Genomic DNA, 26,552 nt, shown 5'->3' with positions numbered 1-26,552 from the left:
CACCTACGCGACGCCGACCACCAGTGCCCAAGCACGATCCATGGCGCAACCGAACAACGCTGCCCCGGTCCGGGGTGCTCGTCTGCGCGCTCGTCTCCTGGTTTGTCGGCGGTGGTCGCCAGGTTGATCGGCATGTCCCGATTCCGCCTTCAGCCGACGCCCGCACAAGAGCGGGTGTTGTTGGAGCACTGTGGGCATGCCCGGTTCGTGTGGAATCTCGCCGTGGAACAGCACGCCCGTTGGAAGCCGGGGCGCAAGGCTGCACCGGGGTTCGTCGAGCAGTGCCGCCAGTTGACACGGGCGCGGGCGGAGAACCCGTGGCTTGCCGCCGGGTCGGCGACCGCGCAGCAGCAGGCTCTGAAGGACTTCAGCCAGGCGATGGAAACTTCTTCGGCCGGACCCACCGGCTGCCCACCTGGCGTAGGCCTGGGCGAGGCGAGGGCGAACGCCGCACTGAATATTCGATTCGCGGCAGGGCATGCCGTGACCGGGCGGGGAGGCGCGCCGTTGGGTGAGCCCGCGAACCGTGAACCTCAACGCGACCTCTTCGTATCGAAGTCGCTGTTGAAATCCCAGCTTTCAGGCGGGGAGGATGTCAATGTGAACATTCACACCAGTTCACCCACGCGGTGAAGGCGAGGCCCGGTTGACCCCGGAAGAGCTGGCCGAGGCCCTTCGCCGCGGCCCTTTCCACCTGGCACTGCGCAGTGCGATCGCCCACCGCCGCCTCTCCCTCGCCCGGCTGCGCTCACACCTGGCCCGCCTCGACATCCGGGTCGCCGAGTCCACGCTGAGTTACTGGCAGCGCGGACTGCGCCATCCGGACACCCAGCACGCCCTTCCGGCGGTACGCGGACTGGAGACCGTGCTCGGCCTGCCCGCCGACTCGCTGGTCGTGCTGGTCGGCCCCCACCAGCGCGGTGGCAGGCAGCGCCGGGCCGCCACGTCGTTCTCGGAGCTGGTCTTCAACGGTCCGGTGACCCGCGACCTGTTCACCCAGATCGGCGCGGACGCCGACGCGGCCAACGCCGACCTCGAGCTGATGTTCGTCCACGAGCGGATCACCATCGCCAAGGACCGCTCCCAGGGGCGGATCCAGACCCGCGTCGTCGGCCGCACCCGCCGCGCCGGGGTCGACCGGTACATGGCCGTATACAACGGCGAGCCCGGCGTCGAGATCGCCGACGTGCGGGTCAGCGCGGACGAGGGCTGCAGGCTGGGCCGGGTGCGCAGGCTCGACACGTGGGTCGTCTTCGAGCTGATGTTCGACCGCAAGCTGGCCGAGGACGAGACCGTCGTGCTCACCTACACCGTCGACGACGAGTCCGGCATCGAGTGCCCGGGCTACTCCCGGATGTTCCGGGTGCCGTGCGGGCCGTTCCTGCTGCAGCTCGAGCTGCCACCGGACAACCTGCCCGCCCGGATCACCCAGGTCGTTCGCGGCAACGACACGCTCCCGCCGAGCAGGTGCGAGGAGCTGTTCTGCGACCGCGGCCACATGGTCAACGCCTTCTTCGCGTCGGTCGAGCCCGGTATCGCGGGAATCGCGCTGGACTGGGACTGACGAAGTACGGTTGGTCACGTGCACTTCGCCCACGGCAAGCCGGACCACGACCTCACCTACGACGACGTCTTCCTGCTCCCCGGCCGCTCGTCGGTCGCCAGCCGGTTCGACGTCGACCTGTCCACCTCGGACGGGACGGGCGCGACCATCCCGATCGTGGTGGCCAACATGACCGCCGTCGCGGGCAGGCGGATGGCCGAGACCGTCGCCCGTCGCGGCGGGCTGGTGGTGCTGCCCCAGGACGTCGACCCGACGGTGGTCGGCGGCATCGTGTCCTGGGTGAAGTCCCGCCACACCGTGTGGGACACCCCGCTGGTGCTCACCGCCGCCGACTCGGTCGCCGACGCACTCAACCTGCTGCCCAAGCGGGCGCACGGCGCGGTGGTCGTCGTCGACCGCGACGGCAAGCCGATCGGCGTGGTCGACGAGGCCGCTTGCCAGGGCGTCGACCAGTTCACCCGGGTCATCGAGGTCGCCGACCCCGGTTTCGCCATGCTGCCGACCGACAGCGCGCCGCGGACCGTGTTCGACCAGCTGCACGGCCGCGCCGCGCGGGTGGCGCTGGCGGTCGACCGCGACGGCAGGCTCACCGGCATCCTGACCGAGTCCGGCGCGCTGCGCGCGGACCTCTACCAGCCCGCGGTCGACGCCGAGGGCAACCTGCGGGTGGCCGCCGCGGTCGGCGTCAACGGCGATGTCGCCGCGAAGGCCGACGCGCTGCTGAAGGCGGGCGTGGACACGCTGGTCGTCGACACCGCGCACGGCCACCAGGAGAAGATGCTCACCGCCCTGGCCGCGGTCCGGTCGGTCTCCCCCACCGTGCCGGTCGTCGCGGGCAACGTGGTCACCCCGGAAGGTGTCCGCGACCTGATCGAGGCGGGCGCGGACGTCGTCAAGGTCGGTGTCGGCCCCGGCGCCATGTGCACCACCCGGATGATGACCGGCGTCGGCCGCCCGCAGTTCTCCGCCGTGGCCGAGTGCGCCGCCGCGGCGCGCGAGCTGGGCAAGCACGTGTGGGCCGACGGCGGCGTGCGCCACCCCAGGGACGTCGCTCTGGCCCTGGCGGCCGGGGCGGCGAGCGTGATGATCGGATCGTGGTTCGCGGGCACCTACGAGTCCCCTGGCGACCTGCGCCGCGATGAGCACGGGCGGCTCTACAAGGAGTCGTTCGGCATGGCGTCCAAGCGCGCGGTGTCGGCGCGGACCCGCTCCGACAGCGGCTTCGACCGGGCCCGCAAGGCCCTGTTCGAAGAGGGCATCTCGACCTCCCGGATGCTTCTCGACCCGGCCGCCCCCAGCGTCGAGGACCTGCTCGACTCGATCTGCTCGGGTGTCCGTTCGGCGTGCACGTACGCGGGCGCGCACGACCTCGACGAGTTCCATGAGCGCGCAGTGGTCGGGATGCAGTCGGCGGCCGGGTTCGCCGAGGGCCGCCCGCTTCCCGGCGGCTGGTGAACGCGGAATCCGTTCGTTGGATCTCAGCGATCGTTCCCGCTTCGTTGACCGTTTGCTTCGGCGGGGCCGGAGTCTGACATGGTCTCGACAGGCGTTTTGTCTCTCCGGGGAACTTCCCGGCGATAGGCTCGCTCACGCGGTATCGGCGAGCATGGCACATTGTCCGCACACACGAGCGACACGCTCGCCGCGCAGACGGCCCACGACAGGCCCTCGTCATCCCCGCGGCATCGGACCGCGACTTACAGGCGGAATCCCCGCCCCGCGAACGCAGGGCGGGGATTCCGGTGTGGAAGTGGACTATCCGGTGTGGTCTTCGAGCATTTCCGTCACCAGCGCGGCGATCGGGGACCGCTCGGATCGGGTCAGCGTGACGTGGGCGAACAGCGGATGCCCCTTCAGCTTCTCGATCACCGCCGCGACCCCGTCGTAGCGGCCGACGCGCAGGTTGTCGCGCTGGGCGACGTCGTGGGTGAGCACGACCCGGGAACCTGAGCCCAGCCTGGAGAGCACCGTCAGCAAGACGTTGCGCTCCAGCGACTGGGCCTCGTCGACGATCACGAACGAGTCGTGCAGCGAGCGGCCGCGGATGTGGGTCAGCGGCAGCACCTCGAGCATCCCGCGGTCGAGAACTTCCTCGATCACGGCCTTGCTGACCAGCGCTTCGAGCGTGTCGAAGACCGCCTGCGCCCACGGCTGCATCTTCTCGCTCTCGGAACCCGGCAGGTAGCCGAGGTCCTGCCCGCCGACCGCGTACATCGGTCGGAAGACCACCACCCGCTTGTGGAGGCCGCGTTCCATGACGGCCTCCAGCCCGGCGCACAGCGCGAGCGCCGACTTGCCGGTTCCGGCTCGGCCGCCGAGGGAGACGATGCCGATGTCCGGGTCCAGCAGCAGGTCGAGCGCGATCCGCTGCTCGGCTGAGCGGCCGTGCAGCCCGAAGGCCTCACGGTCGCCGCGCACGAGTTGGACCTGCTTGTCCGGGGTGACCCGGCCGAGTGCGCTGCTGGTGCCCGCGAGGAGCCGCAGACCGGTATTGACCGGGTGTTCGGTGGTGTCGAGACCGAATTCGGCCAGGTCAACGGTGTTGTCGTCGGCGGCGAACAGCGCGTCGACGAGATCCTGGCCCACCTCGACGTCGGCGATCCCGGTCCAACCGGACGGAGTCACCTCGCCGGCGCGGTATTCGTCGGCGTCGAGACCGACCGCACCGGCTTTTACCCGCAGCGGGATGTCCTTGGTGACCAGCGTGACCGCGAGGTCCTCGGCCGCGAGGTTGAGCGCGCACGCGAGGATGCGCGCGTCGTTGGAGTCGGTGCGGAACCCGGCTGGGAGCACCGACGGGTCGGAGTGGTTGAGCTCGACATGCAGGGAGCCGCCGGAGTCGCCGATCGGGATCGGCTTGTCGAGCCTGCCGTGGGCCAGCCGTAGATCATCGAGCAGTCGCAGGGTCTCCCGTGCGAACCAGCCCAGTTCGGGATGGTGCCGTTTGCCCTCCAGCTCGCTGATCACGACCAGCGGGATCACGACCGAGTGCTCGGCGAACCTGGTCAGTGCCCAGGGGTCGGAGAGCAGGACGGAGGTGTCGAGGACATACGTGCGCGGAGCTGGGTCGGCCTCCTTGGAAGACGTGCGAGAAGAGCCTGAGGAAAGGCTGGCAGTGCGCCTGGACGATCGCGAAGCAGTCACGGCAACTCCCTCACGGACACGGCACCGCGTCCGCTCCTCGGTGGGCCGGGCACTGGCCCTGGCTGGTTGGCCGGGTCGTCGTCGGAACTACCGACTTCGACCTCGCCGTCCACGAGGACCGGGTGCCGGCCCCCTCGCGATCGTCATGCTCACGACCAGGACCTCCCGGGCCGGATCGCCATGGACACGATCCGACACTTCGAAAGCTACCTGCGTGGACCGACACTTCGCTGGCTGCCACACAGGTGATTTTCTTTTTCGTCACCGGGCGGCCACGCTCACGACACGTGATCACTCGACAGAGAGTGACTACCCGCGGACACCGGTGCGTAATCGCGGGGCGTCATCTGCCTGCGGCGGGGCTGGGACCTAGGAGCCGAATCGGCGGTGCCGAATACCATAGGCGCGCAAAGCTCGCAAAAAGTCGGTGCGCCGGAAATCGGGCCAGTAGGCCTCGCAGAAATGGAACTCCGAATGCGCGGACTGCCACAGCAGGAATCCCGACAGACGCTGTTCACCGGAGGTTCGGATCACGAGGTCCGGGTCGGGCTGGCCTGAGGTGTAGAGGTGTTCGGCGATGTGGTCGACGTCGAGGACCTCGGCGAGCTCCTCGATCGTGCTGCCCGCCTCCGCGTGCTGCTGCAGCAGCTTGCGCACCGCGTCGGCGATCTCGCGGCGACCGCCGTAGCCCACGGCGATGTTCACTTCCATCCCCGTGCGCCCCTCGGACCGCTGCGCCGCCGCCGAGAGCCGTTTGGCCGTCTCGGTGGGCAGGATGTCCAGGGCGCCGATGATCCGCAGCCGCCACGGGCTGCCCGGCTCGGCCAGTTCGTCGACGACGTCGCCGATGATCTCCAGCAGCGGGGCCAGTTCGGACTCCGGACGGGTCAGGTTGTCGGTGGAGAGCAGCCACAGGGTGACGACCTCGACCCCGGCCTCGTTGCACCAGCCGAGCAGATCGGCGATGCGCTGCGCGCCCACCCGGTGCCCATCGTTGACGTCGGTGAACCCGGCCTCCCGGGCCCAGCGCCGGTTGCCGTCGAGCATCACGCCGACGTGGCGGGGGATCTCACCGCCCGCTTGCTGGAGGAGACGCTTCTCGTAGAGGCCGTACACAACGTCGGCCACTCGCCTGCGAAGACTCACGGGCATGGAGAGTACGCCGTTCGGCCCCCGAAACAGGCACACTGGTCGCGTGCACCGCACTGGTATCGATCCGATATGGCAGGACCTCACGGCCATCGAGCGGTTGGTCCACGAATCCCGGACCGTCGCCGTGGTCGGCCTCAGCGCCGATCCGGCACGGCCCAGCTTCGCGGTCGCCAAATACCTGGTGGCGAGCGGTCTGCGGGTGCTGCCCGTGAACCCGGCGCTGACGCAGTGGGAGGGCCTGCCTGCCTACGCGTCGCTGGCCGACATCGAGGTGCCGATCGACATCGTCGACGTGTTCCGCAGACCCGAGCACGCGCCCGGTGTCGCCGAGGAGGCCGTCGCGGTCGGGGCGGGCGCCCTGTGGCTGCAGATCGGGGTGATCAGCGAGCAGGCGGCGCGGATCGCGGCCGACGGCGGGCTCGACGTCGTGATGGACCGGTGCCTCAGGGTCGAGCACCGTGAGGTCGTCGGCTGGTCCTGATGTGCGGCCGGCCACAGCCTTCGGCGACGCAACTTACGCTGCCGTAGCGTTGGTGGCGTGACGGCAGCGACGACGACCGAACCGGATCGGTCCACCAAGCCGCGCATGCGCGGTGTCATCCACTTCTGGTCCTTCATCGTGTCGGTGGTGACCGGCGCGACCCTCATCGCGCTCGCCGCGTCCACGGTGTCAGGCGTCGCCGCACTCGCCACGTCCGTCTACGTCATCACCGTGCTCGGCCTGTTCGGCGTGAGCGCCCTGTACCACCGCCGCTGGTGGGTGACCGAGCGCGCGCGGACGTGGATGAAGCGGCTCGACCACTCGATGATCTTCCTGTTCATCGCGGGCACGTACACCCCGTTCTGCCTGCTCGGCATGACCAAGCCGACGGGGTACGTGATCCTCGGCGTCGTCTGGGGCGGCGCGCTGCTCGGTGTCGGACTCAAGCTGCTGTGGCCGCACGCCCCGCGCTGGCTGGGCACCCCCATCTACATCGCGCTGGGCTGGGTCGCCGTGTTCGTGCTGCCCGAACTGCTGCGCAGCGCCGGTGTCGCCGCCCTCGTCCTGATCCTGGTCGGCGGCGCCTTCTACACCGTCGGCGCGGTCTTCTACGCGACGAAGTGGCCCAACCCGTGGCCGGGTGTGTTCGGCCACCACGAGTTCTTCCACGCCGCCACCGTCATCGCGGCGCTTTGCCACTACGTCGCGATCTGGCTCGTTCTGTATTCCTAGCTGGGCTTTCTTGCCCTACGAGCCTCGCTCAGCGCACGGCGTCACGACCTTCGAGGCGGTTGATGTCCACTATGCTTCGCGCTCTGTCGACGCCCCCCACCGTTCCCTCTGGCTCACTCGCCGAGTCCCCTCAACCCGTGCTCCAGTGGCCGCCCTTCTCGCGTCGCCAATCCTGCTGGTAGGCCTCGAACGCCACGAAATGCGGCTACGTCCTGGAAGGCACCAAGCGCAGCGCCGCCTTACACGACGACGGCCGACACGACATGCACTTGCACGCCCGCCTCCAAGGTCACCCGACCGATCGACCAGACACGGCTTAGGCCTTGCTTACCAATTGGCGCGCAGATGCGAGGCTCCTAGACCTGCACTCTGTGCGCCTTGCTCGGCTACGCCGGGTCGTCCGTCTGCCACGGGTAGACGAACTGGTCGGGGTCCAGGTGCCACGTTTCGAGGATGGCGGCCAGTTCCGGCTCGCCGGTGGCGGTGGCGGCCTTGACCAGGACTGCTCCGAGGTCATAGTCGAACCCGTCGAGGCGGTCGGCGTCGTAGTCCCAGTGCCGCAGGGTGAAGGTGCGGGCCTGGTCAGCCCGTTTCCAGCCCTGATCACGGGCTTCGGTGTCGGCCTCGGTGACGTCCGGTCTTATTTCGACCAACGCTCGCCTGCCCGGTCCGGACGCCCGCACCTCGGCGACCAGGCGCTGGCCAAGCCGCAACGCGGTCACCTTGTCGGTGGGCCACTGGCGTGACGGTGTCTTCATCATCGGGAAGGTACGTCCCGTACACCTGAGTCGGTAACCGATCGGTGTCGACCGGGCACTCCTGTTGACACGGCGACGGCTGGGCCGGGTAACGTCTCGACGCTGCCACGGCCACCGGACGGGGCCGCCTGACGTGTGTGGAAGTTTGGGCGGCGACGTTGCCCCGACCCCCCGAAGGAGGGAAGTTGATCTTGCCTGAGTCCCGTTCGTTGAATCTCAGTGATTCTTCCTGCTTCGCTGACCGTTGCTCCGGCGGGGCCGGAGGCTGATGTGGTCTCCACAGGCGTTTCGTCTCTCCGGGGAACTTCCCGGCGAGGTGATCTGATCCGGTCACGCGGCATCGGCGAGCATGGCCGCGAGCAAGTTGGTGGCGGCGTTGCGGTCGCGATGATGGACCGTTCCACACCCGGTGCAAGTCCAGGTCCGTTCGGCGAGGGTGAGCCCACCATGCCGCTGCCCACAGCCCGGGGTCGAGCAGGTCTTGGAGCTGGGGAACCAGCGGTCGGCTTTCCACACCCGCGACCCGTACCAGCGAGCCTTGTAGTCGAGTTGGCGGGTGAACTCGCCCCACCCGGCGTCGGAGATGGCGCGGGCCAACCTGCGGTTGCCTGCCATCCCGACGATGTTGAGTGTTTCCACCGCGACGGCCGATTTGGTTCTCGCCAGCCTCGTGGTGGTCTTGTGCAGGAAATCGGTGCGCCGGTGGGCGACCCGCAGATGCACCCGGGCCACCTCCGCGCGCCGCTTGGCCCGGTTCGCCGAACCCCGTCGGGACCTGGCCAGCGCCTTGTTCGCCCTGCGCAGCTTGCGCAGCGCGGCCTTGAGCAGCTTGGGCGCACGGATCTCGGTGACCGTCCCGTCACTGTCGACGACGGTGGCGAACGTGGTCAGCCCCAGGTCGACCCCGCATGCCGGGGCATCCGGCGGGGCGGCGCGCCGCTGGTCAAGTTCGGCGCGGTCGACCTCGATTTGAAACGAGATCCACCACCGCCCGGCCCGCTCCTTCACCGTCGCGCCCAACACCCGGGCTTCACTTTCCGCGAGTCGACTCACCAACCAGGTCATGTCCTCTCGGGTGGCGATCGATCCGACCCCGGGCAGCCGCACGGTGCGGGTGTCGACTGGCTTGGCACGGTCGGCGTCGTAGCGGAACCGGCCACCATGCTTACGTTTGCGCCAGGACGGAAACCCGACCTTGGGGCCCTTGCGTTTGCCGGAGCGGCTATCGAAGAAGGTGCGGAATCCGGCCGCCCGGACCCGACATGCCTCCTTCGGCACCCGGGAGGACAACCCGGCCTCGGTGAACCACGGGAACCGCACCGGGTGCGCGGCACGCCACGCCGACTCCAACGCAGGCGCCGACCAAGGCACCGGAGTCAACCCACCCTCAGCCACGCCGTAGGTCTTCTCCGCCTCGCGCTGATCAAGGGCGGCCTTCACCCGTTCCAACGCGAAATTCTCCACCAACCGAGACAACCCCGCGTGCTGCCCCAACAGGACCCGCTGCTCATCGGTCGGGGCCAACTCCACCCGAAACCCCTGCTTACTCACCGCCGACCCCACCAATGCAGCGCACATGTGTGCGCACACGCTCGCCGGGCAGACCAACACTCCACAAACCACCCCCGGCCTTCCCCAAGCACCACACCGCCCCCAACCCCGTCAGGGTCGACCACGCCCACGCTACGACCACGCACCGACAAAACAGCTGACTCGACCTACCCCCGGCCGGATCACCACCAGCCATGCGCCAAACCTGAGAGCCACGATGGAGAATTTCACGCATGAACACCAAGGATCGCTGATGAACACCCCAGCAGGTGCCAACCCCGCAACCGCACCGGAGTTCGCCATCGGCGACCGCCTGGTCGGACTGGGACACGCCCCGCTGGTGATCGCCGAGATCGGCATCAACCACGAAGGGGACCCGGCGAAGGCGCACCGGATGGTCGACGACGCCGCCGACGCGGGCGTGGAGTGCGTGAAGATCCAGACGCACGTCGTCGAGGACGAGATGATCCCCAACGACGTCGTGCCGGGCAACGCGGACGAGCCGATCTACCAGATGATGCAGCGCTGCGCGTTGTCGCCGCAGGACGAGCGCGAGCTGAAGCAGCACGCCGAGGACCGCGGGATGATCTTCCTGTCGACCCCGTTCTCCCGTGCCGCCGCCGACCGCCTCGCCGAGCTCGACGTCGCCGCGTACAAGATCGGCTCGGGCGAGTGCAACAACTACCCGCTGGTCAAGCACATCGCCGCGTTGGGCAAGCCGGTCATCCTGTCCACCGGCATGAACGATGTCGCGTCCATCCGACCCGCGGTCGACATCCTGCTCGAGGCGGGCGTCGGCTTCGCGCTGCTGCACTGCACCTCGCTCTACCCGACGCCGCCGGAGATGGTGCGGCTCGGCGCGCTGGCCGAACTCGGCGCCGCGTTCCCCGAGGCTGTCCTCGGCCTGTCCGACCACACCACGTCGATCTACCCGTGCCTGGGCGCGGTGCCGCTGGGCGCGCGCGTCCTGGAGCGGCACTTCACCTCGGACATGGGCTGGCCGGGCCCGGACATCCCCGTGTCGTCCACGCCGGAGGAGTTCGGCAGGCTGGTCACCGGGTCGAAGCTGATCCACGCGGCGCTGGGCGGCAGCAAGGAGATCCTCGGCGACGAGCAGCCGACGATCGACTTCGCCTACGCCAGCGTCGTCACCACCGCCCCGATCGCCAAGGGCGAGCCGTTCACGGAGGCCAACACCTGGGTCAAGCGCCCGGGCACCGGTGAGATCAAGGCCGCCGACTACACCACCGTCCTCGGCCGCCACGCGACCCGGGACCTGGCCGCGGACGACCAGGTCCGCTGGAACGACCTGGCGGATGACTGAGCACCACCGCGAGGTGCTGTTCGTCACCGGCACCAGGGCGGACTTCAGCAAGCTGCGCGACATCATGCTGGCGGTGCAGGACAGCGACAACCTCTCGGCGCGCGTCGTGGTCACCGGCATGCACCTGCTGCGCCGCTACGGCTACACCGTGCACGAGGTGGAGCGGGCCGGGCTGCGGCAGCTGCACCAGATCCCGAACCAGATCGAGGGCGAGCCGATGGCGCTCGTGCTCGCCAACACCGTGCAGGCGCTCACCCGGCTCGTCCACGAGGAGCGGCCGGACGCGATCGTGGTGCACGGCGACCGCGTCGAGGCGCTGGCCGGGGCGCTGGTCGGGTCCCTGACGAACGTGCGGGTGATCCACGTCGAGGGCGGCGAGCTGTCGGGCACCATCGACGACACCCTGCGCCATTCGATCTCCAAACACGCGCACGTGCACCTGGTGGCCAACGACCGCGCCCGGGACCGCCTCCTGCAACTCGGCGAGGAGGCCGACCGCGTCTTCGTCGTCGGCAGCCCCGAGATCGACATCCTGACCTCGCCGGACCTGCCCACGATCGACACGGTCCGCGAACGGTACGCGATCCCCTTCGAGCGTTACGGCGTGCTGGTGATGCACCCCGTGACCACGGAGCCCGAGCACAACGCCTGCCACGCCGCGGCGGTGGTCGACGCGGTGCTCGCCACCGAAGGCCACTGGGTCGTCATCGACCCGAACAACGACGAGGGCTGCTCCGACGTCCGCCACGAGCTCGACCGGCTGACCGGGCCGCGCTTCGTCCGGCTGCCGTCGATGCGGTTCGAGTACTTCGTCTCGCTGATGCGCCACGCCGAGGTGATGCTCGGCAACTCCTCCGCGGGCGCGCGAGAGGCCCCGGTGCTCGGCACCCCCAGTGTCGACGTGGGGAGCAGGCAGCGTGGGCGAACCGACGCGACCGGTGTGCTGCACGCGGTTCCGGAACGCGACGCCATCATCGAGGCGCTCGCCAAGGCGGCAGCCCTGCCGCGACCGTCGGCGTTCCACGGTTTCGGCGAGCCGGGCGCCCGCGGGCGGATCATCGATCTGCTGGAGGGCGCCGACATCTGGCGGCCCGCGCTGTACAAGGTGTTCGTCGACCGATGGAAGGACGCCGGTGACAGCGCCTGACCCCGGTCAGCCCCGCAGGCCGAGTTCCTCGGCGCGGCGGCGGGCCACCACGAGATCGTCCTCCCGATCGATGTCCACCGCCCGATCGGGGTCGACGACCTGGGGCAGCACCTCGGGCACGAAGAACCTGTTGTGCGCGCGCAAGTCCCCCGTGCCGACCACGTACACACCGCCGGTGGGCCGCAGCACCGGCGGCAGCGCCTGCCTGGGCGCCTCCAGGTCGGGCCAGTCGCGGGCGGGCCGCAGCACGCCGTCGACGAGCACGCACGCCTTCCACGGGTGGTGTTCGTCCGAGGTGGTCATCTGCACGACCGAACCGGTGGCCCGGTTCGCGTGCAGGGCAAGGCATTCCTCGATGTCGGCGGCGGTCCGCAGCGGCGACGTCGGCTGGATGAGCACGATCAGCGTGTCGTCGGCCAGCCCGAGGGCGGTGGCCGCGTGCGTGACGGCGTCCACGGTCCGGCTGTCCCAGGCGGCCAGGATGTCCGGCCTGCGCACCGTCTCCGCTCCGGCCGCGGCGCCCGCCGCCGCGATGTCGGGGTCGTCGGTGCTGACTACGACCCGGTCCACTCCTTGGGCCGCGGCCGCGGTGGCCACGGCGTGGGCCACCAGCGGGCGTCCCAGGAAGGGCGCGAGGTTCTTGCCGGGAAATCCGACCGAGCCACCTCGCGCGGGCACCACCGCCACCACCAACCGCCGCACCGCGGCCTCACTTCCAGTGTCGCGTCCGTCCATTGCCGATCCGACTGTAAGGGCACTCGCCGATGCTCCCCACCCCGGCTGACCCGGCAGCCATGAGTGCGACGCGACGCGCGGCGCTGCGCGACCTGATCACGGCCTACGCCAAGGCGTCGCGGCCTCGGACGATAACCGTGGTCGGCAACTCGCCGGTCGGCCCCGACGCCGACAGGGCCTCGCTGATCGACTCCAGCGACCTGGTCGTGCGGATGACCAGCCTGGCGTTGGACACGCCGGGCGCCGAGCCCGCGCTCGGCAGGCGTTGCGACGTGGTCGTGCTGCACCGCGGGGTGCTCGCCAGCCCGTTCACGTTCGCGGACTACACGAGCAGGCTGTACCTGATGGTCGAGCCCGGCAGGTTGCACTGGGAGCCGGAGGAACTGCCGCACTGGTGGCCGCGGGACCTCGGGTTCGTGCCGGTGTCGAACTACGAGTTCACCGTGCCGCTGCTGAAGCTGCTCGGGATGGATCTCGCCGAGCCCGCGTGGGCCACCACGGGGACGTTCGCGGCGTACCTGTTCACCGAGCTGTTCCCCGAGGCCACCACCCGCCTTACTGGCATGTCCATTGTGGACAACCCGGACCAGACGACGTTCCAGCACGCCTGGGGCGAACCGGTCCACGTCACCCCCGAACACCGCCTGCAGCTCGAATCTCAGCTGCTCAAGCAGTGGGACGCCGAAGGAAGGATCGAGCTGCTGCCATGAGCGACACCGAAAAAGCCAAGGAACTGCTGCGCGCCGCGGCCCGGCAGATCAGCTCGCCGGTCTGGCGGCGAATCCGCCCAAGGATCGAAACCATCGCGGCCCGCTACGCGCAGCAGGCCGAACGCCACGCCATCGACCACGCCGACCGCACCACCCAGGCGATGCGCGATGAGATCGGCGCGCTCCGCCGTGAGGTCGAGCACCTCCGCCACATCGCCGACGAACTGCGCCCGCGCACGGACACCGCCACCCACGAGGTCCGCGCGATGGGCACCCAGGTGGCGGCCGTCGACGAGCGGCTGGCAGTCCTCGAGCGAAACGTGGAAATCGGCATCGCGACGGACGCCGACAACGGTGAAGCCCGTTCCCTGGTGGACGAAATCCGCGACGAACACGCGCGGGTCCGCGCACGCCTGACCGCGATGGCCTCCTACGAGGAACGCATTGGCAGACTCGAACACGACCGCACCTGAGCACGACAGGACTCCCGGTGAAGGGCCGGACCGATCGGAACGGCCCTTCAGTTCGAACCACCCTGACCAGGCCCGACAGGATGGCGTGTCCCGCCGGTTTGCCTCGCCCAGGTTTGCCTTGCCTGCCCTGGCTTAACTCGCCTTGCCTTGCTTCGCCTTGCCACGAACCCGACGGCCCGCCAAGCAGGCTCAACCGTTTCGGCCCCGTGAAACGCAACGGGCCGAACCCACCTGCCTAAAGCTCAGGCCCCTTGGCCCGAAGATCATCAACCTTGGTCATGGCCTCCCGCAGCTCACCGAGCCACTCCTCGGCGTGCACCCCCACCAGCCGAACCGCCCACGCCAGCGCCTCAGACCGGGACCGTGCGACCCCGGCGTCGACGAGGGTGTCCAGCACGAGTCGTTCCGGCTGTCGTAGCCGTGTCATCACCGGCACCGACAACGTCGTGAACAGCTCCTCGGTCGACCCCTGCCGCGCACCCCACGCCACCTTCCGGGCATAGCGGTGTTCAGCCTGCCGGGCGATCTCGATGCGCTCGTCGCGGGTGGCTTCACGCCAGCGGGAGATCCGGCCGGACTCGGCGGCGGCGCGGGCGGCGTCGTCGGCGTAGTCGCCGTCGAGGTCGGGCAGGGTGCCGACGATGAGGATCTCCTCACGGTCGACGGTCACGGTGGGCTCACCGGTGAACCAGCCGTCGGGCAGCCTGCCGGAGAACCAGCCCGCGGCGTCGTCGGCTGAGGGAAGGTCGGACTGTCCGCCGCGAGGGCGGTGGCTCCAGGTCCTGCGCATGTCAGCTCCTTGATTACAAGATTACGTTACTGCTGACATTACGCCGATACAGCGAGCGTGGGGCCACGTTCGCCGTCGGCGGACTTCGCTATCCTCCGAGCCGACCATCAGGGGGATGATCGTGATTTCGGTCGACTACGTGCACTCGCGTCCAGGCGGGCGCGTCCAACTGTCCTTCACGCCGCAGCGAGTCGCGGTGAGCACTTCGCCCACCCGGTGGCGGGACTGGGTCCGGCGGTTCTGGTGGTCGGTCCTGGGGGCTCTCGCACTGGCCTGGATCGGCACTCTCGTCCACTGGTCCGGCGCGCCCCGCGAGGTGGCCATCGCCCTGGCCGCGCCCGGAGGAGTCCTCTTCGGCTGCCTGCTGATTTACGCGCTGATCGCCCTGGTCGTCGCCATCTTCACCGCGGGCGTGGGTGAGCCGAGCATGGGTTGGCTGGGCCGCTGGGTGGACCGCAACGCCACCCCGGCACAGCCCCTCGGCGTCATCCCCGTCGGCGCGGTGACCCACGTCCGCTCCGAGCGGAAGTTCCGCCGGACCACCGCCCACGTGACCTTCACCGACGGCCGCACGGTCCGCTACACCCGCTGGGGCTTCCGCCACGTCGCCAAGCCGATGGTGGAAGGCTTCAACGCCATGACCATGGCACCTCACCAGCGATAACGCGGCCCAGCAGACACCCCTCGGCATTGGGCAGGTGGGGTTCACGGCCTGTCGAGGGTTCGCGGTAAGTCAGCCCGTCAGAGCCGCCACCAGGTCCTCCGCCGCCGTTCGCGGCCGGTCACACACGTATCCCCGGCACACATACGCCGCCGCCTGCCCGTCCACCAGTGGCCGGTCGGCCAGCAGCGGCGCCGAGCCCGGTTCGCCGGCCACCACCACCGCCCCGCCCGGCGCGTGCTTGAGGGCTGCCTCCGCCAAGCCCGCGCGGTCGGCCGGGGAACCCACGATGGCCACCTGCACGGGTCCATGGGCGACGGCCTCGGCGACGGTCAGCCAGTGGCCCGCGAACCGAGGCGCCCGCGACGCCAGGATTCCCGCCCGGTAGATCGCCTCCTCGCACGCCGACCGATACCTGTCGGCCCGCTCCGGCCCGGCCAGCGCCGAACCGGCCAGAAGCGCCCCTGCCAACGCGGACGCGCCCGACGGTGAGGCGTTGTCGCCCGGGTCGGCCGGGCGCCACACCAGGGCGTCGGCGTCGTCGGCGGTGTCGTGGAAGGCGCCGGGCATGGTCGGGTCGGCGAAGTGGGCCAAGGCGGTGTCGAGCAGGTCGCACGCCGCGTCGAGCCAGCGCTGGTCGGCGGTGGCCTGGTGCAGAGCCAGGAGCGCGTCGGCGAAGCAGGCGTAGTCCTCGAGGACGCCCGCCGCGGTGCCGACCGCGCCCGCGCGTGAGGTGCGGCGCAGCCTGCCGTCGACCAGGTGCAGGCGCAGCACCAGATCCGCGGCCCGCTCGGCGGCGGTGATCCACGCGGGTTCACCCAGGGCGAGGCCTGCCTCGGTGAGCGCCGCGATGGCCAGGCCGTTCCACGCCGTCACGACCTTGTCGTCGCGCCCCGGCTGCGGGCGGGTGTCCCGCGCGGCGAGCAGCGCCGACTTGACCCGCAGCCAGCGCGGCACGTCGTCGACCTCGCGGCTCAGGCGCAGCGTGGACGTCCCGTGTTCGAAGGTGCCGGACTCGGTGACGCTGAGCAGTTCCGCCGCCCAGGCCCCGTCTTCGGCGCCGAGCACGTCCGTGAGCTGCGCGGGACTCCAGACGTAGGTCAGCCCCTCCTCGCCCTCGGTGTCGGCGTCAAGGGAGGAGGCGAACCCGCCTTCCGCGGTGGCCAGGTCACGCAGCAGGAAGGTGGCGGTGTCCACGGCGACCTCGCGGTAGGGCTCGGTTCCCGTGCGCCGCACCAGGTGCGCGGCCAGCCGCAGCAGCAAGGCGTTGTCGTAGAGCATCTTCTCGAAGTGCGGCACCACCCAGCCCGCGTCGACGCTGTAGCGGGCGAACCCGCCCGCGAGCTGGTCGTTGAGCCCGCCGTCGGCCATGGCCCGCATCGAGCCCTCCACGATCGACAGCGACTCGACCGAACCGGTGCGCTCGTGGTGGCGCAGCAGGAACTCCAGCACCATCGTCGGTGGGAACTTCGGCGCGCCGCCGAATCCCCCGTTGACCCGGTCGTAGTCGCCGAGCAGCGACGCGGCCGCCCCGGCCAGGACCTCCTCGTCGACGATCGACTCGACCATCGGCCCGGTCTGCTTGCCCAACTCCTCGACGATCCGGTCGGCGGCCTCGCGGACCTCGCCGTCCTGCGCGGACCACGCGTCGCGGACCGCCGCCAGCAACTGCCGGAACGACGGCATCCCATGCCGCGGCTGCGGCGGGAAGTAGGTGCCGCAGTGGAACGGCTTCGCCTCTGGGGTGAGGAAGCACGTCATCGGCCAGCCGCCGTGCCCGGTCATCGCCTGCGTCGCGGTCATGTAGACGGCGTCGACGTCGGGCCGTTCCTCCCGGTCGACCTTGACGTTGACGAAGTTCTCGTTCATCAGCGCGGCCGTCTCGGCGTCCTCGAACGACTCGTGTGCCATCACGTGGCACCAGTGGCAGGCCGCGTAGCCGATGGACAGCAGCACCGGCACGTCACGGCGCGCGGCCTCGGCGAACGCCTCCGGACCCCACTCCCACCAGTCGACGGGGTTGTCGGCGTGCTGGAGCAGATACGGGCTGGTCGAGAGTTGCAGCCGGTTCGCCATGCGTCAACCCTCTCATTGGCATCCTCCCCCGCCTGATGGCCAGGGATTTCAACATCGACTACCTTACGAGGATGTCGTGTTGAGGTTCACGGTTCACCGGCTCACCCAACGGCGGGCCTCCCCGTGCCGTCACGGCATGCCCTGCCGCGAATCGAATGTTCAGCGCCGCGTTCACATCCGCATTGCAGGCAAAGCGCAGGACCGGCACCGGAAGGCAGCTTGGCTCTCGCGCGCCTCCCGATCCACGACCCCACACGCCGAACAACGCTGACCGGTGAACCGCGGATCGACCTTCACCACCCGACCGCGAGCCTTGCGCTCCAACCGGGTCACCAGCAGGCCCCACCCGTTGACCAGGATTCCCCAGTTCAGGCCCGCCTTTTGCCGCACACCAGGGCACGGTGCCTTTTGGGTGCCTTTCGCCGACCAGGTCACGTTGCTGATCTTGAGATTCTCGATCGCGATCACGTCGAACTCTCGGGCCAGGCGGGTGCGGGTCTGCTCGACCCAGTCCTTGCGCCGGTCGGTCTCGCGGGCCTTGAGCTTCGCGATCGCCGTTTTGGCCTTGCCGCGCCGGTTGGAGCCGCAATGGGCCCGGGCGAGCTTGCGCTGCAGCCGCAGCAGCCGCGCCTTCTCGCTTCCACGCAGAATGGGAGCGCAGAGCAGTTCCCCTGTGGACAGCGCGGCCGACACCACGACACCGCGGTCCACGCCCACGACGGCGCCCGTGCCTGGTCCGGCGATGGGCTCGGGCACCACGGCGAACGCCACATGCCAACGGCCCGCCCGGTCACGGGTGACCCGATAGGACTTCACACCATCGACGGCGGCACGCGACCAGCGCAACCGCACCCATCCCACCTTGGGCACCCGCACCTCACCGACCTTGCGGGACACTCGGCGCACATCACCCGGTTTTACTGACACGATCCGGAAACCCTCGCCCCGCCCGCGTGTGCGCCAGGTCGGCCGCCGGTGGGTTCGGCGGAAGAAGTTCGTCATAGCCTGGGCGAAGTCCCGCAGCGCCTGCTGCCGCACGATTACCGACCCGGCCGCCAGCCACGGGTTCGCCGCCCGTGCCTGCGTCGACTGGCGCGCCTGCTCGATGTACCCCGGTGCCGTCTTACGATCCGGCCTCCAGTGCGCGTGCTGCTCCACCGCGAGGTTTCACACGAACCGGGCATGCCCACAATGCTCCAACAACACCTGCTCCTGCGTAGGTGTCGGCTGAAGACGGAACCGGGACATGCCGATCAACCTAACGACCACCACCGACAAATTAGGAGACAAACAGTGGGTCGCGTTCTCAAATGACATGAGATCCGGCAGCGAGTAGGCGACACTTCGCGGGTGCTGCTGACCCTGACGACGAACCACACACCGGCGACCGACCTGGGATACCTGCTGTTCAAGCACCCAGGCAAGGCGCAGGCGTTCTCGACCGCGTCCGGCACCGCCCACGTGTTCTACCCGCGGGCCGACGAGGACGAGTGCACTGCGGCGCTGCTGCTCGAAGTCGACCCGATCGCCCTGGTCCGCGGCCGCAGGAACGACGCGTTCACCCTGGGCCAGTACGTCAACGACCGCCCGTACGCGGCGGGCTCGATGCTCGCGGTCGCCCTGTCGAGTGTCTTCCGCACCGCGATGATCGGCCGCTGCGACCAGCGCCCCGGACTGGCCGCCACACCGATCCCGCTGCGGATCCGGGTGCCCGCCGCCCCCTGCTGGGCCGGTCCCGACATGGCCGAGCGGCTGTTCGCGCCGCTGGGCTGGCGGGTCGACGCCCGACCGGTGCCGCTGGATACCGAGTTCCCGGAGTGGGGCGACTCGCGCTACCTCGACCTGCGGATCGAGGGTGAGCTGAAGCTGTCCGACGCCCTGAAGCACCTCTACGTGCTGCTGCCGGTGATGGACGGCGCCAAGCACTACTGGGTGGGCGAGGACGAGATCGAGAAGCTGCTGCGCGCCGGGGACGGCTGGCTGTCCGGCCACCCGGAGCGCGACCTGATCAGCCTGCGCTACCTGGCCCACCGGCGCGGCTACCAGCGCACAGCCCTGGACCGGCTCGCGGAACTCGACGGCGGCACGGAGGCCGAGCCGGTCGACGTGCTGCCGGAAGCGGCGGTCCTGGCGGAGGACAAGCCGGAGCCGCTCTCGGCGACAAGGCGGCGCGCGGTGCTCGACGCGCTGCGCGAGGTCCGGGCGCACCGCGTACTCGACCTCGGCTGCGGCGGCGGGGCGCTGCTGCGCGACCTGTTGGCCGACCCGACGTTCACCGAGATCGTCGGCTGCGACGTCTCGGCGGGCGCGCTGGACGCGGCGCAGCGGCGGCTGCGGCTCGACCAGTTGCCCGACCGCGCCCGCGACCGGGTCGCGCTGCGCCAGTCGTCGGTGACCTACACCGATCCGGCGCTGGCGGGCTACGACGCGGCAGTGCTGATGGAGGTCGTGGAGCACGTCGACGCGAGCAGGCTGCCCGCGCTGGAGCGGGCGGTGTTCGGCACGGCCAACCCGCGCCACGTCATCGTCACGACACCGAACGCCGAGTACAACGTGCTGTACCCCAACCTGCCCGCGGGCAAGATGCGGCACACCGACCACCGTTTCGAATGGACCCGCGCGCGGTTCCAGGACTGGGCCCAGGGCGTGGCGGACCGCTGCGGCTACACCGTCCGCTATGCCCCGGTCGGCCCGGAAGACCCGGTCCACGGTCCCTCCACCCAGCTCGCCGTGTTCTCCCGGAAGGAGGCAGCCTGATGGATCTCCCCATCCCCGACATGTCGCTCGTGGTGCTCATCGGCGCCTCGGGCTCCGGCAAGTCCACCTTCGCGCGCAAGCACTTCGCGCCCACCCAGGTGCTCTCCAGCGACTACTTCCGCGGTCTGGTCAGCGATGACGAGAACGACCAGTCGGCGTCGGCGGACGCTTTCGACGCGCTGCACTACATCGCGGGCAAGCGGCTCAGTGCGGGCAAGGTCACCGTGATCGACGCGACCAACGTGCAGCGCGAGCCGCGGGAGCAGCTGATCAAGCTGGCCCGGGAGCACCACGTGCTGCCGGTGGCGATCGTGCTCGACATCCCCGAGGCGGTGTGCGTCCGGCGCAACGCCGAGCGGCCGGACCGCGACTTCGGCGCGCACGTGGTGAAACGGCACCGGGCCGAACTCCGGCGTGCGCTGGGATCGTTGCAGCGCGAGGGTTTCCGCAAGGTGCACGTGCTGCGTGGCGAGTCCGAAGTGGACGAGGCGCGGATCGTGCCGGAGCGGCTCAACAACGACCTGCGCGACCAGACCGGGCCGTTCGACGTGATCGGCGACATCCACGGCTGCCGGGCGGAACTGGAGGAACTACTCGGCGAGTTGGGCTACGCGATCACCCGTGACGACCAGGGGCGGTCGGTCGGCGCGCGCCACCCCGAGGGCAGGCGCGCGGTGTTCGTCGGCGACCTTGTCGACCGCGGCCCGGACACCCCGGGCGTGCTGCGGCTGGTGATGGGGATGGTCGAAGCGGGCGACGCCCTGGCGGTGTGCGGCAACCACGAGCAGAAGCTGGTCCGCGCGATGCGCGGCCGCAAGGTGACTGTGGCGCACGGTCTGGCGGAGTCGCTCGCACAGCTGGGCGAGGAGTCCGACGAGTACCGCGCCCGCGTGGAGGCGTTCTGCGACGGGCTGATCTCGCACTACCGGCTCGACGGCGGCAACCTCGTCGTCGCGCACGCGGGTCTTCCGCAGGCCTATCACGGCCGCGCGTCGGGCCGGGTGCGCAGCTTCGCGCTCTACGGCGACACGACTGGTGAGACCGACGAGTACGGCCTTCCGGTGCGCTACCCGTGGGCCAACGACTACCGCGGCCGCGCGATGGTCCTCTATGGACACACGCCGGTGGTGGATCCGGAGTGGGTCAACGGAACCATGTGCCTGGACACCGGCTGCGTGTTCGGCGGCAAGCTCACGGCGCTGCGGTACCCGGAGCGCGAGACCGTGTCGGTCAAGGCGCACCAGGTCTGGTACGAGCCGACCCGCCCGCTCGCCCCGCCGGACCCGTTCGGCGGCCGCGAGCCGAGCACGCTCGCCCTGTCCGATGTCGTCGGCAAGCGAGTCGTCGACACCGGGACCATGGGCCAGATCACGGTTCGCGGCGAGCAGGCGGCGTCGGCACTGGAGGTCATGAGCCGCTTCGCGGTCGACCCCCGGTGGCTGCTGTATCTGCCGCCGACGATGGCGCCGACACCGACGCGGGCCGACGGTGAACTGCTCGAACACCCGACCGAGGCGTTCGCCGACTTCCGTTCGCGCGGTGTGCGCGAGGTTCTGTGCGAGGAGAAGCACATGGGCTCTCGCGCGGTCGTCCTGCTCACCCGGGACGAGTCGGTGGCGCCCGCGCGCTTCGGCATCGACGGCGACGGCGCCGTGCACACCCGCACGGGCAGGCCGTTCTTCGACGAAGACCTCACCGGTCGGCTGCTCACGCGCGTGCGGGCCGCCGCGACGGAGGCCGGGCTGTGGGCCGAACTCGACACCGACTGGATGCTGCTCGACGCCGAGCTGATGCCGTGGAGCGCCAAGGCGTCGGCGCTGATCACCGACCAGTACGCGGCGGTGGGGGCGGCGGCGGGTGTCGCGCTGCCCGCGGCCGCCGACGCTCTCGCCGAGGCGGCCGGACGCGGCGTGGACGTCGCGGACCTGTTGGCACGCACCCGATCCCGGGAGACGAACGCGACTGACTTCCGCGCGGCCTACCGCCGGTACTGCTGGCCGACCGACGGTCTGGACGGCGTACGGCTGGCGCCGTTCCAGATCCTGGCCGCGCAGGCAACGGTGTTCCACGACCGACCGCACACCTGGCACCTGACGATCGCCGACCGCCTGCGCGCGGCCGACCCCGACCTGTTCGCGGTGACGCGCAACCTGGTCGTCGACACCGAGGACGCCGGGTCCGTAGGGGCGGGTGTGCGCTGGTGGACGGAGCTGACCGAGGCGGGCGGCGAGGGGATGGTCGTCAAACCGGCGGCGAACCACCTGCCGAAGACACAGCCCGGGGTGAAGGTGCGCGGCCGCGAGTACCTGCGGATCATCTACGGCCCGGACTACACCGAGCCTGCGAACCTTTCGCGGCTGCGGGACCGCAACCTCGGCCACAAGCGGTCGCTGGCCCTGCGGGAGTACGCGCTCGGGCTGGAGGGCCTGGCCCGCCTCACCCGCGGCGAGCCGCTGTGGCGGGTCCACGAGTGCGTGTTCGCGGTGCTGGCACTGGAATCCGAGCCGGTGGACCCGCGACTGTGATCCTGTCCACCGTCGTCGGTTCACATGCCTACGGCCTGGCCACCGCGGCGTCGGACATCGACCGCCGCGGTGTCTACGCCGCGCCCACGGAGTCGTTCTGGCGGTTCGAGAAGCCGCCGTCCAGTGTGGACGGCCCGTTGGCGGAACAGCTGACGTGGGAGGTCGAACACTTCTGCGCGTTGGGGCTCAAGGGAAATCCGACCGTCCTGGAGGTGCTGGTCAGCGACCGGGTCGAGGTGTGCACCGACATCGGCGCGGAACTGCGCGCGCTGCTGCGCGCCTTCCTCTCGGAACGGGTGGCGGTGAGCTACGAACGGGCCACGGCCCAACAGCTGGCCCGCGCGACCAGCGCCGCGGAACCCAAGTGGAAACAGGTGATGCACGCCCTGCGCCTGCTCATGGTGTGCCGCACCCTGTTGGCCACCGGCGAGCTGCGCATCGACATGAGGGCCGACCGCGACAAGCTTCTGGCGGTCCGCTCGGGCGAGGTGCCGCTGACGGAGTGTTTGGCCTGGGCGGACCGCCTGCGCACGGACATCGCGGCCGCGCCCCGCGCGGTGCCCGCCGAACCCGACACCCGACGAGTCGAGAACTGGCTGGTCTCAGTCCGACGGAGGAATCTGGATGCCCATCGCACTCCCTGACCTCCAGTGACATGACGCACCCTCCGGGCGCGGCTCGGCCGCTGTGAGCTAACGAGCGTTCCAAGTCGGCCCGACAATCCACTGTTGCCATGCACCGACGTGCGGAAGTTCGCCCGGCTCCTGCTCACGCCCAACGGGTATGTGCTGGAGCAGCTCGTGTCGCCGCTGGTGGTGCACACCGGAGAGATCCACGCCGAACTGCTGTCGATGGTCCCTGGGCTGCTGACCGGCATCAACCTCATGCGCACCGATGTTGTCGACGACAAGCTGCACGACCTGGTCGTCCTTGCCCGGTTCGGCTGAACCGGCATTCACCTCGCGGCGACCGGACCGTAGCGGGAGAGTGGGTGGATCCACCGCGAAAGGAGACGACGATGGCGGCACTCAACATCACCCCGTGCCTGTGGTTCGACACCCAGGGCGAGCAGGCCGCGGAGTTCTACTGTTCGGTGTTCCCCAACTCGAAGGTCAAGCAGGTCGCCCGCTACGGCCCTGACATGCCAGGGCCCGAAGGCCAGGCGATGACCGTCGACTTCGAGATCGACGGCAACCCGTTCGTCGCGCTCAACGGCGGGCCGGAGTTCAAGTTCAGCGAGGCCGTGTCATTCCAGATCTTCTGCGAGGACCAGGCCGAGGTGGACCACTACTGGTCCGCGCTGACCGCGGGTGGCGGCGAGGAGAGCCAGTGCGGGTGGCTCAAGGACAAGTTCGGGCTGTCCTGGCAGGTCATCCCCACCCGCCTGACGGAACTGGTCGACAACCCGGGCGCGATGCAGGCCATGCTCAAGATGGGCAAGATCGACATCGCCGAACTCGAACGCGCCGCCACCTGAGCGGCCCGCCCTAGTCCTTCTTGTCCTCGGGCTCGTCGAAGCTTTCCGGGACCCGCTTGAGGTGCTTGGTCATCGAGCGGATCAGGAACGCCACGGCGATGAAGAACAGGATCAGGATCAGGAAGCCCAGGGGTGAGGACTTGCCGAAGTCCTCGCCCTGCCCGCCGGGGTCGGCGGGCAGCGGCGGGGTCGTCTGCGTGAGGACCATGGGCACGGTGGCCGAGAGGTCCGGGCCGGACAAGATCACAGTGTCACCTTCTCAGCGACCCCGGAGAACAAGTCGTCCTCGGGGAGGGTGCTGTCGACCAGCGACCGGACCAACTCGTACTCCTCGAAGGGCCACACGGTGCGCTGAATCTCCAGCGGCACGGCGAACCAGCGGCTGTCCGGGTCGATCTGGGTCGCGTGGGCGAGGAGCGCGGCGTCGCGGACCTCGAAGTACTCCGAGCAGTGGATCTTGGTGGTGACCCGGTGGGAGATGTCGCCGCGGTCGGCGCTCCAGTTGTCCAGCCACTCGCCGTAGGGCGATTCCAGGCCGGCGGCGAGCAGCGCCTCGTGCATGGCCACCAGGCGGGCCCGGGAGAAGCCGTGCATGTAGTACAGCTTGAGCGGCGTCCACGGGTCGCCCGCTTCGGGGTGGAGGTCCGGGTCGCCCGCCGCGTCGAACGCGGCGACGGAGACCTCGTGGCAGCGGATGTGGTCGGGGTGCGGATAGCCACCGTTCTCGTCGTAGGTGAGCACGACGTGCGGCTTGAAGTCGCGGATGGCCTCGACCAGCGGCGGAACCGACTCCTCCAGCGGCACCAGGGCGAAACAGCCCTCGGGCAGCGGCGGCAGCGGCTCGCCCTCGGGCAGGCCCGAGTCGACGAAGCCAAGCCAGCGGTGCTGCACGCCGAGGATCTCGGCGGCCTTCGCCATCTCCGCGCGGCGCACGGCCGGGATGTCGGCGAGGACCTCCGGGCGGTCCATGGCCGGGTTGAGGATGTCGCCGCGCTCGCCGCCGGTGCAGGTCACGACCATGACCTCGTGGCCGTCGGCGACGTATTTCGCCATGGTGGCGGCGCCCTTGCTCGACTCGTCGTCCGGATGTGCGTGAACCGCCATCAAACGCAGCTTCTCGGCCATGACCTCTCTCTGCCCCCTCGTCGTATGGGGTACCGCGCCAGGCGGATACTCGACCCGGTAAGTCGAACGCGTCGCGGCGGGTCCATTGTTCCCGCCTGGCGGACAGCCGTCACAGGAGGCCCCTCGAATGACCGTGGCCGGTCACGCACTGCCGGAAGGCCGCTACGGGAAGCCGCCCGCCAAGCGGTCCCGACGGACCACTGCGGCCCTCATCGCCCTCGGCGTGCTGGCGGGCGGGGTGGTCGCCTACACGGCGTACGTGAACCTCGGGAGCGCGCCGATCGAGGCGGAGCGGACGTCGTTCGGCAACCTTCCGGGCAATCAGATGCAACTGGTTTTCGACGTGACCCGGCAGACCCCCGAGAAGGCCGCCGTGTGCATCGTGCGGACCCGGGGACTCGACGGCGCCGAGGGTGGCCGCAAGGAGGTCTACATCGCACCCGGACCTTCGCCCGTGCGCGTGACGACCGTGATCGCCAGCTCATCCGAACCGGTGACAGCCGATGTCTTCGGGTGCTCCTACCAGGTGCCCGCATACCTGTCCACAGCACAGCCGCCAACGGGGTGAACTGCGTCCTTATCGGTGCCAAATCGGACAAAACGGACGGTTTAGCACGCCTGTTCATGCTATTCTCGTCTACCTGCACGGCCCCTAGGCGGGCCGTGTTTTTCCATTCCGGGTGCTCGACGAAGCCCGGGACTGCCGGCCCGTAACCACGGGCCCGGAGTACGACGAGGAGTTGGTGACCGTGAGCGACACCCAGGTGACCTGGTTGACCCAGGAGGCCTACAACCGGCTCAAGCACGAGCTCGACGAGCTGATTGAGAACCGCCCGGTCATCGCGCAGAAGATCAACACCAGCCGCGAGGAGGGTGACCTCAAGGAAAACGGGGGCTACCACGCGGCCCGTGAGGAGCAGGGGCAGCAGGAGGCCCGGATCCGGCACCTGCAGGAGCTGCTTCGCGGAGCGAAGGTCGGCGAAGCACCGTCCAACGACGGCGTCGCCGAGCCGGGCATGGTGTTGACGGTCCGCTACGAGGGCGACGACGACGAGGAGAAGTTCCTCCTCGCCACCCGCGAGGAAGGCAGCGAGGGCGAGCTCGAGGTCTACTCCCCCGAGTCGCCACTGGGTCGCGCCTTGCTCGGTGCCAAGGAAGGCGAGACCCGCGAGTACGCACTGCCCAGCGGCAAGATCCAGAAGGTAACGCTAACCAAGGCAGTCCCCTACTCCGGCTGACCCGCGCCTTCCCGCACGGTCGCGAGTCCAACGTTCAAAACAACGAGTCCAACGTTCAGAACATCAACGGCGCCGGTCGCCGCCCAGCGTGAGGTGGGTTCGATGTTCTGAACGTTGGACTCGTTGTTTTGA

At 69.7% G+C, this 26,552-nt stretch carries 27 protein-coding genes and 1 pseudogene; 17 read left to right on the top strand and 11 right to left on the bottom strand.

The genetic code is table 11. From position 1 onward, the window contains the following. Window positions 1–111: 111 nt before the first annotated feature. Genes GPZ80_RS32240 through GPZ80_RS28515 form a run of 3 tightly spaced genes read left to right on the top strand, consistent with a single transcriptional unit; the run spans window position 112 to window position 3,019 of the window. The gene (locus tag GPZ80_RS32240; RefSeq protein ID WP_312880636.1) at window positions 112–633 is read left to right on the top strand and encodes a helix-turn-helix domain-containing protein; all 522 of its coding nucleotides are present in this window, start codon (window positions 112–114) and stop codon (window positions 631–633) included. A 13-nt stretch (window positions 634–646) separates the two neighbouring features. Beyond that, window positions 647–1,564: a hypothetical protein gene (locus GPZ80_RS28520; protein WP_187224197.1), complete on the top strand. Its 918-nt coding sequence runs from the start codon at window positions 647–649 to the stop codon at window positions 1,562–1,564. A gap of 18 nt (window positions 1,565–1,582) precedes the next feature. Further along, window positions 1,583–3,019, top strand: a complete 1,437-nt coding sequence (locus GPZ80_RS28515) for a GuaB1 family IMP dehydrogenase-related protein (RefSeq protein ID WP_187224196.1) — start codon at window positions 1,583–1,585, stop codon at window positions 3,017–3,019. A 300-nt stretch (window positions 3,020–3,319) separates the two neighbouring features. Here the strand turns inward: GPZ80_RS28515 and phoH2 are convergent, their stop codons facing one another. Continuing rightward, complete coding sequence (gene phoH2 / locus GPZ80_RS28510; RefSeq protein ID WP_187224195.1) at window positions 3,320–4,708, bottom strand: RNA 5'-3' helicase PhoH2; 1,389 nt, start codon at window positions 4,706–4,708, stop codon at window positions 3,320–3,322. Between the two features lie 369 nt (window positions 4,709–5,077). Further along, entirely contained in the window at window positions 5,078–5,860 is a 783-nt protein-coding gene (locus tag GPZ80_RS28505) for an isoprenyl transferase (RefSeq protein WP_187224194.1), read from the bottom strand. A gap of 43 nt (window positions 5,861–5,903) precedes the next feature. Here GPZ80_RS28505 and GPZ80_RS28500 point away from each other — a divergent pair, with 43 nt between their 5' ends. Together GPZ80_RS28500 and trhA are read left to right on the top strand one after the other, a co-directional pair. Next, window positions 5,904–6,341 (top strand): CoA-binding protein, encoded by a 438-nt coding sequence (locus GPZ80_RS28500; protein ID WP_187224193.1) that lies wholly within the window; start codon window positions 5,904–5,906, stop codon window positions 6,339–6,341. Between the two features lie 105 nt (window positions 6,342–6,446). Continuing rightward, a complete protein-coding gene (gene trhA / locus GPZ80_RS28495; RefSeq protein WP_187224238.1) occupies window positions 6,447–7,073 on the top strand; it encodes a PAQR family membrane homeostasis protein TrhA in 627 nt (208 codons plus the stop codon). A gap of 386 nt (window positions 7,074–7,459) precedes the next feature. Here the strand turns inward: trhA and GPZ80_RS28490 are convergent, their stop codons facing one another. Both GPZ80_RS28490 and GPZ80_RS28485 read right to left on the bottom strand, forming a co-directional pair. Then, on the bottom strand, window positions 7,460–7,831 hold the full coding sequence (locus tag GPZ80_RS28490; protein WP_222720000.1) for a hypothetical protein: 372 nt from the start codon (window positions 7,829–7,831) through the stop codon (window positions 7,460–7,462). A 330-nt stretch (window positions 7,832–8,161) separates the two neighbouring features. Continuing rightward, window positions 8,162–9,382: an RNA-guided endonuclease InsQ/TnpB family protein gene (locus tag GPZ80_RS28485; protein WP_222719999.1), complete on the bottom strand. Its 1,221-nt coding sequence runs from the start codon at window positions 9,380–9,382 to the stop codon at window positions 8,162–8,164. 253 nt (window positions 9,383–9,635) lie between these two features. Here GPZ80_RS28485 and GPZ80_RS28480 point away from each other — a divergent pair, with 253 nt between their 5' ends. Together GPZ80_RS28480 and neuC are read left to right on the top strand one after the other, a co-directional pair. Beyond that, window positions 9,636–10,706, top strand: coding sequence for an N-acetylneuraminate synthase family protein (locus tag GPZ80_RS28480; protein ID WP_187224191.1), 1,071 nt, complete (start codon window positions 9,636–9,638; stop codon window positions 10,704–10,706). Beyond that, complete coding sequence (gene neuC, locus GPZ80_RS28475) at window positions 10,699–11,853, top strand: UDP-N-acetylglucosamine 2-epimerase (RefSeq protein WP_187224190.1); 1,155 nt, start codon at window positions 10,699–10,701, stop codon at window positions 11,851–11,853. Before GPZ80_RS28480 ends, neuC begins: the two co-directional genes overlap by 8 nt. A 6-nt stretch (window positions 11,854–11,859) precedes the next feature. On the opposite strand, the gene GPZ80_RS28470 is transcribed toward neuC, so the two are convergent. Beyond that, window positions 11,860–12,588: an acylneuraminate cytidylyltransferase family protein gene (locus tag GPZ80_RS28470; RefSeq protein WP_187224189.1), complete on the bottom strand. Its 729-nt coding sequence runs from the start codon at window positions 12,586–12,588 to the stop codon at window positions 11,860–11,862. Between the two features lie 59 nt (window positions 12,589–12,647). Between GPZ80_RS28470 and GPZ80_RS28465 the strand changes: the two genes are divergently transcribed. Together GPZ80_RS28465 and GPZ80_RS28460 are read left to right on the top strand one after the other, a co-directional pair. Then, entirely contained in the window at window positions 12,648–13,298 is a 651-nt protein-coding gene (locus tag GPZ80_RS28465) for a hypothetical protein (RefSeq protein ID WP_246477572.1), read from the top strand. Continuing rightward, window positions 13,295–13,771, top strand: a complete 477-nt coding sequence (locus GPZ80_RS28460) for a hypothetical protein (RefSeq protein ID WP_187224188.1) — start codon at window positions 13,295–13,297, stop codon at window positions 13,769–13,771. Before GPZ80_RS28465 ends, GPZ80_RS28460 begins: the two co-directional genes overlap by 4 nt. 235 nt (window positions 13,772–14,006) lie before the next feature. On the opposite strand, the gene abmR is transcribed toward GPZ80_RS28460, so the two are convergent. Then, a complete protein-coding gene (gene abmR / locus GPZ80_RS28455; RefSeq protein ID WP_187224187.1) occupies window positions 14,007–14,561 on the bottom strand; it encodes an ATP-binding transcription factor AbmR in 555 nt (184 codons plus the stop codon). Window positions 14,562–14,676: 115 nt separating this feature from the next. Between abmR and GPZ80_RS28450 the strand changes: the two genes are divergently transcribed. Beyond that, a complete protein-coding gene (locus GPZ80_RS28450; protein WP_187224186.1) occupies window positions 14,677–15,225 on the top strand; it encodes a hypothetical protein in 549 nt (182 codons plus the stop codon). A gap of 69 nt (window positions 15,226–15,294) precedes the next feature. Here GPZ80_RS28450 and GPZ80_RS28445 read toward each other — a convergent pair whose 3' ends face one another. From GPZ80_RS28445 to GPZ80_RS34270, 3 genes are all read right to left on the bottom strand, one after another. Further along, a complete protein-coding gene (locus tag GPZ80_RS28445; protein WP_187224185.1) occupies window positions 15,295–17,298 on the bottom strand; it encodes a thioredoxin domain-containing protein in 2,004 nt (667 codons plus the stop codon). Between the two features lie 171 nt (window positions 17,299–17,469). Beyond that, on the bottom strand, window positions 17,470–18,456 hold the full coding sequence (locus tag GPZ80_RS28440) for an RNA-guided endonuclease InsQ/TnpB family protein (RefSeq protein ID WP_222719998.1): 987 nt from the start codon (window positions 18,454–18,456) through the stop codon (window positions 17,470–17,472). A 9-nt stretch (window positions 18,457–18,465) separates the two neighbouring features. After that, window positions 18,466–18,546: a helix-turn-helix domain-containing protein gene (locus tag GPZ80_RS34270; RefSeq protein ID WP_512699357.1), complete on the bottom strand. Its 81-nt coding sequence runs from the start codon at window positions 18,544–18,546 to the stop codon at window positions 18,466–18,468. Between the two features lie 102 nt (window positions 18,547–18,648). Between GPZ80_RS34270 and GPZ80_RS28435 the strand changes: the two genes are divergently transcribed. The 5 genes from GPZ80_RS28435 (at window position 18,649) to GPZ80_RS28415 (ending at window position 24,057) form a co-directional block, all read left to right on the top strand. Continuing rightward, window positions 18,649–20,055, top strand: a complete 1,407-nt coding sequence (locus GPZ80_RS28435; protein WP_187224184.1) for a 3' terminal RNA ribose 2'-O-methyltransferase Hen1 — start codon at window positions 18,649–18,651, stop codon at window positions 20,053–20,055. Beyond that, complete coding sequence (locus GPZ80_RS28430; protein WP_187224183.1) at window positions 20,055–22,580, top strand: polynucleotide kinase-phosphatase; 2,526 nt, start codon at window positions 20,055–20,057, stop codon at window positions 22,578–22,580. Before GPZ80_RS28435 ends, GPZ80_RS28430 begins: the two co-directional genes overlap by 1 nt. Beyond that, window positions 22,577–23,224 carry a nucleotidyltransferase domain-containing protein gene (locus GPZ80_RS28425; protein ID WP_222719996.1) on the top strand — a complete coding sequence of 216 codons (648 nt, stop codon included), beginning with the start codon at window positions 22,577–22,579 and terminating at the stop codon, window positions 23,222–23,224. Before GPZ80_RS28430 ends, GPZ80_RS28425 begins: the two co-directional genes overlap by 4 nt. A gap of 84 nt (window positions 23,225–23,308) precedes the next feature. After that, a complete protein-coding gene (locus GPZ80_RS28420; RefSeq protein WP_222719995.1) occupies window positions 23,309–23,527 on the top strand; it encodes a DNA polymerase beta superfamily protein in 219 nt (72 codons plus the stop codon). Between the two features lie 71 nt (window positions 23,528–23,598). Then, window positions 23,599–24,057 (top strand): VOC family protein, encoded by a 459-nt coding sequence (locus GPZ80_RS28415; RefSeq protein ID WP_187224182.1) that lies wholly within the window; start codon window positions 23,599–23,601, stop codon window positions 24,055–24,057. A 28-nt stretch (window positions 24,058–24,085) separates the two neighbouring features. Here the strand turns inward: GPZ80_RS28415 and GPZ80_RS28410 are convergent. Then, window positions 24,086–24,265 (bottom strand): annotated as a pseudogene (locus tag GPZ80_RS28410) (hypothetical protein); the annotation flags it as partial. A gap of 35 nt (window positions 24,266–24,300) precedes the next feature. Then, window positions 24,301–25,182, bottom strand: a complete 882-nt coding sequence (gene mca / locus GPZ80_RS28405) for a mycothiol conjugate amidase Mca (RefSeq protein ID WP_187224181.1) — start codon at window positions 25,180–25,182, stop codon at window positions 24,301–24,303. A gap of 127 nt (window positions 25,183–25,309) precedes the next feature. Between mca and GPZ80_RS28400 the strand changes: the two genes are divergently transcribed. Both GPZ80_RS28400 and greA read left to right on the top strand, forming a co-directional pair. Further along, on the top strand, window positions 25,310–25,750 hold the full coding sequence (locus GPZ80_RS28400) for a DUF4307 domain-containing protein (RefSeq protein ID WP_187224180.1): 441 nt from the start codon (window positions 25,310–25,312) through the stop codon (window positions 25,748–25,750). A gap of 172 nt (window positions 25,751–25,922) precedes the next feature. Further along, window positions 25,923–26,420: a transcription elongation factor GreA gene (gene greA / locus GPZ80_RS28395; RefSeq protein WP_187224233.1), complete on the top strand. Its 498-nt coding sequence runs from the start codon at window positions 25,923–25,925 to the stop codon at window positions 26,418–26,420. The last annotated feature ends 132 nt before the right edge of the window (window positions 26,421–26,552 follow it).

It is taken from the genome of Actinokineospora xionganensis, assembly GCF_014323725.1.
Taxonomy (GTDB): domain Bacteria; phylum Actinomycetota; class Actinomycetes; order Mycobacteriales; family Pseudonocardiaceae; genus Actinokineospora; species Actinokineospora xionganensis.
The sequence above is the reverse complement of the archived record's forward strand: the minus strand, read 5'-3'. Positions and strand labels throughout refer to the sequence as shown.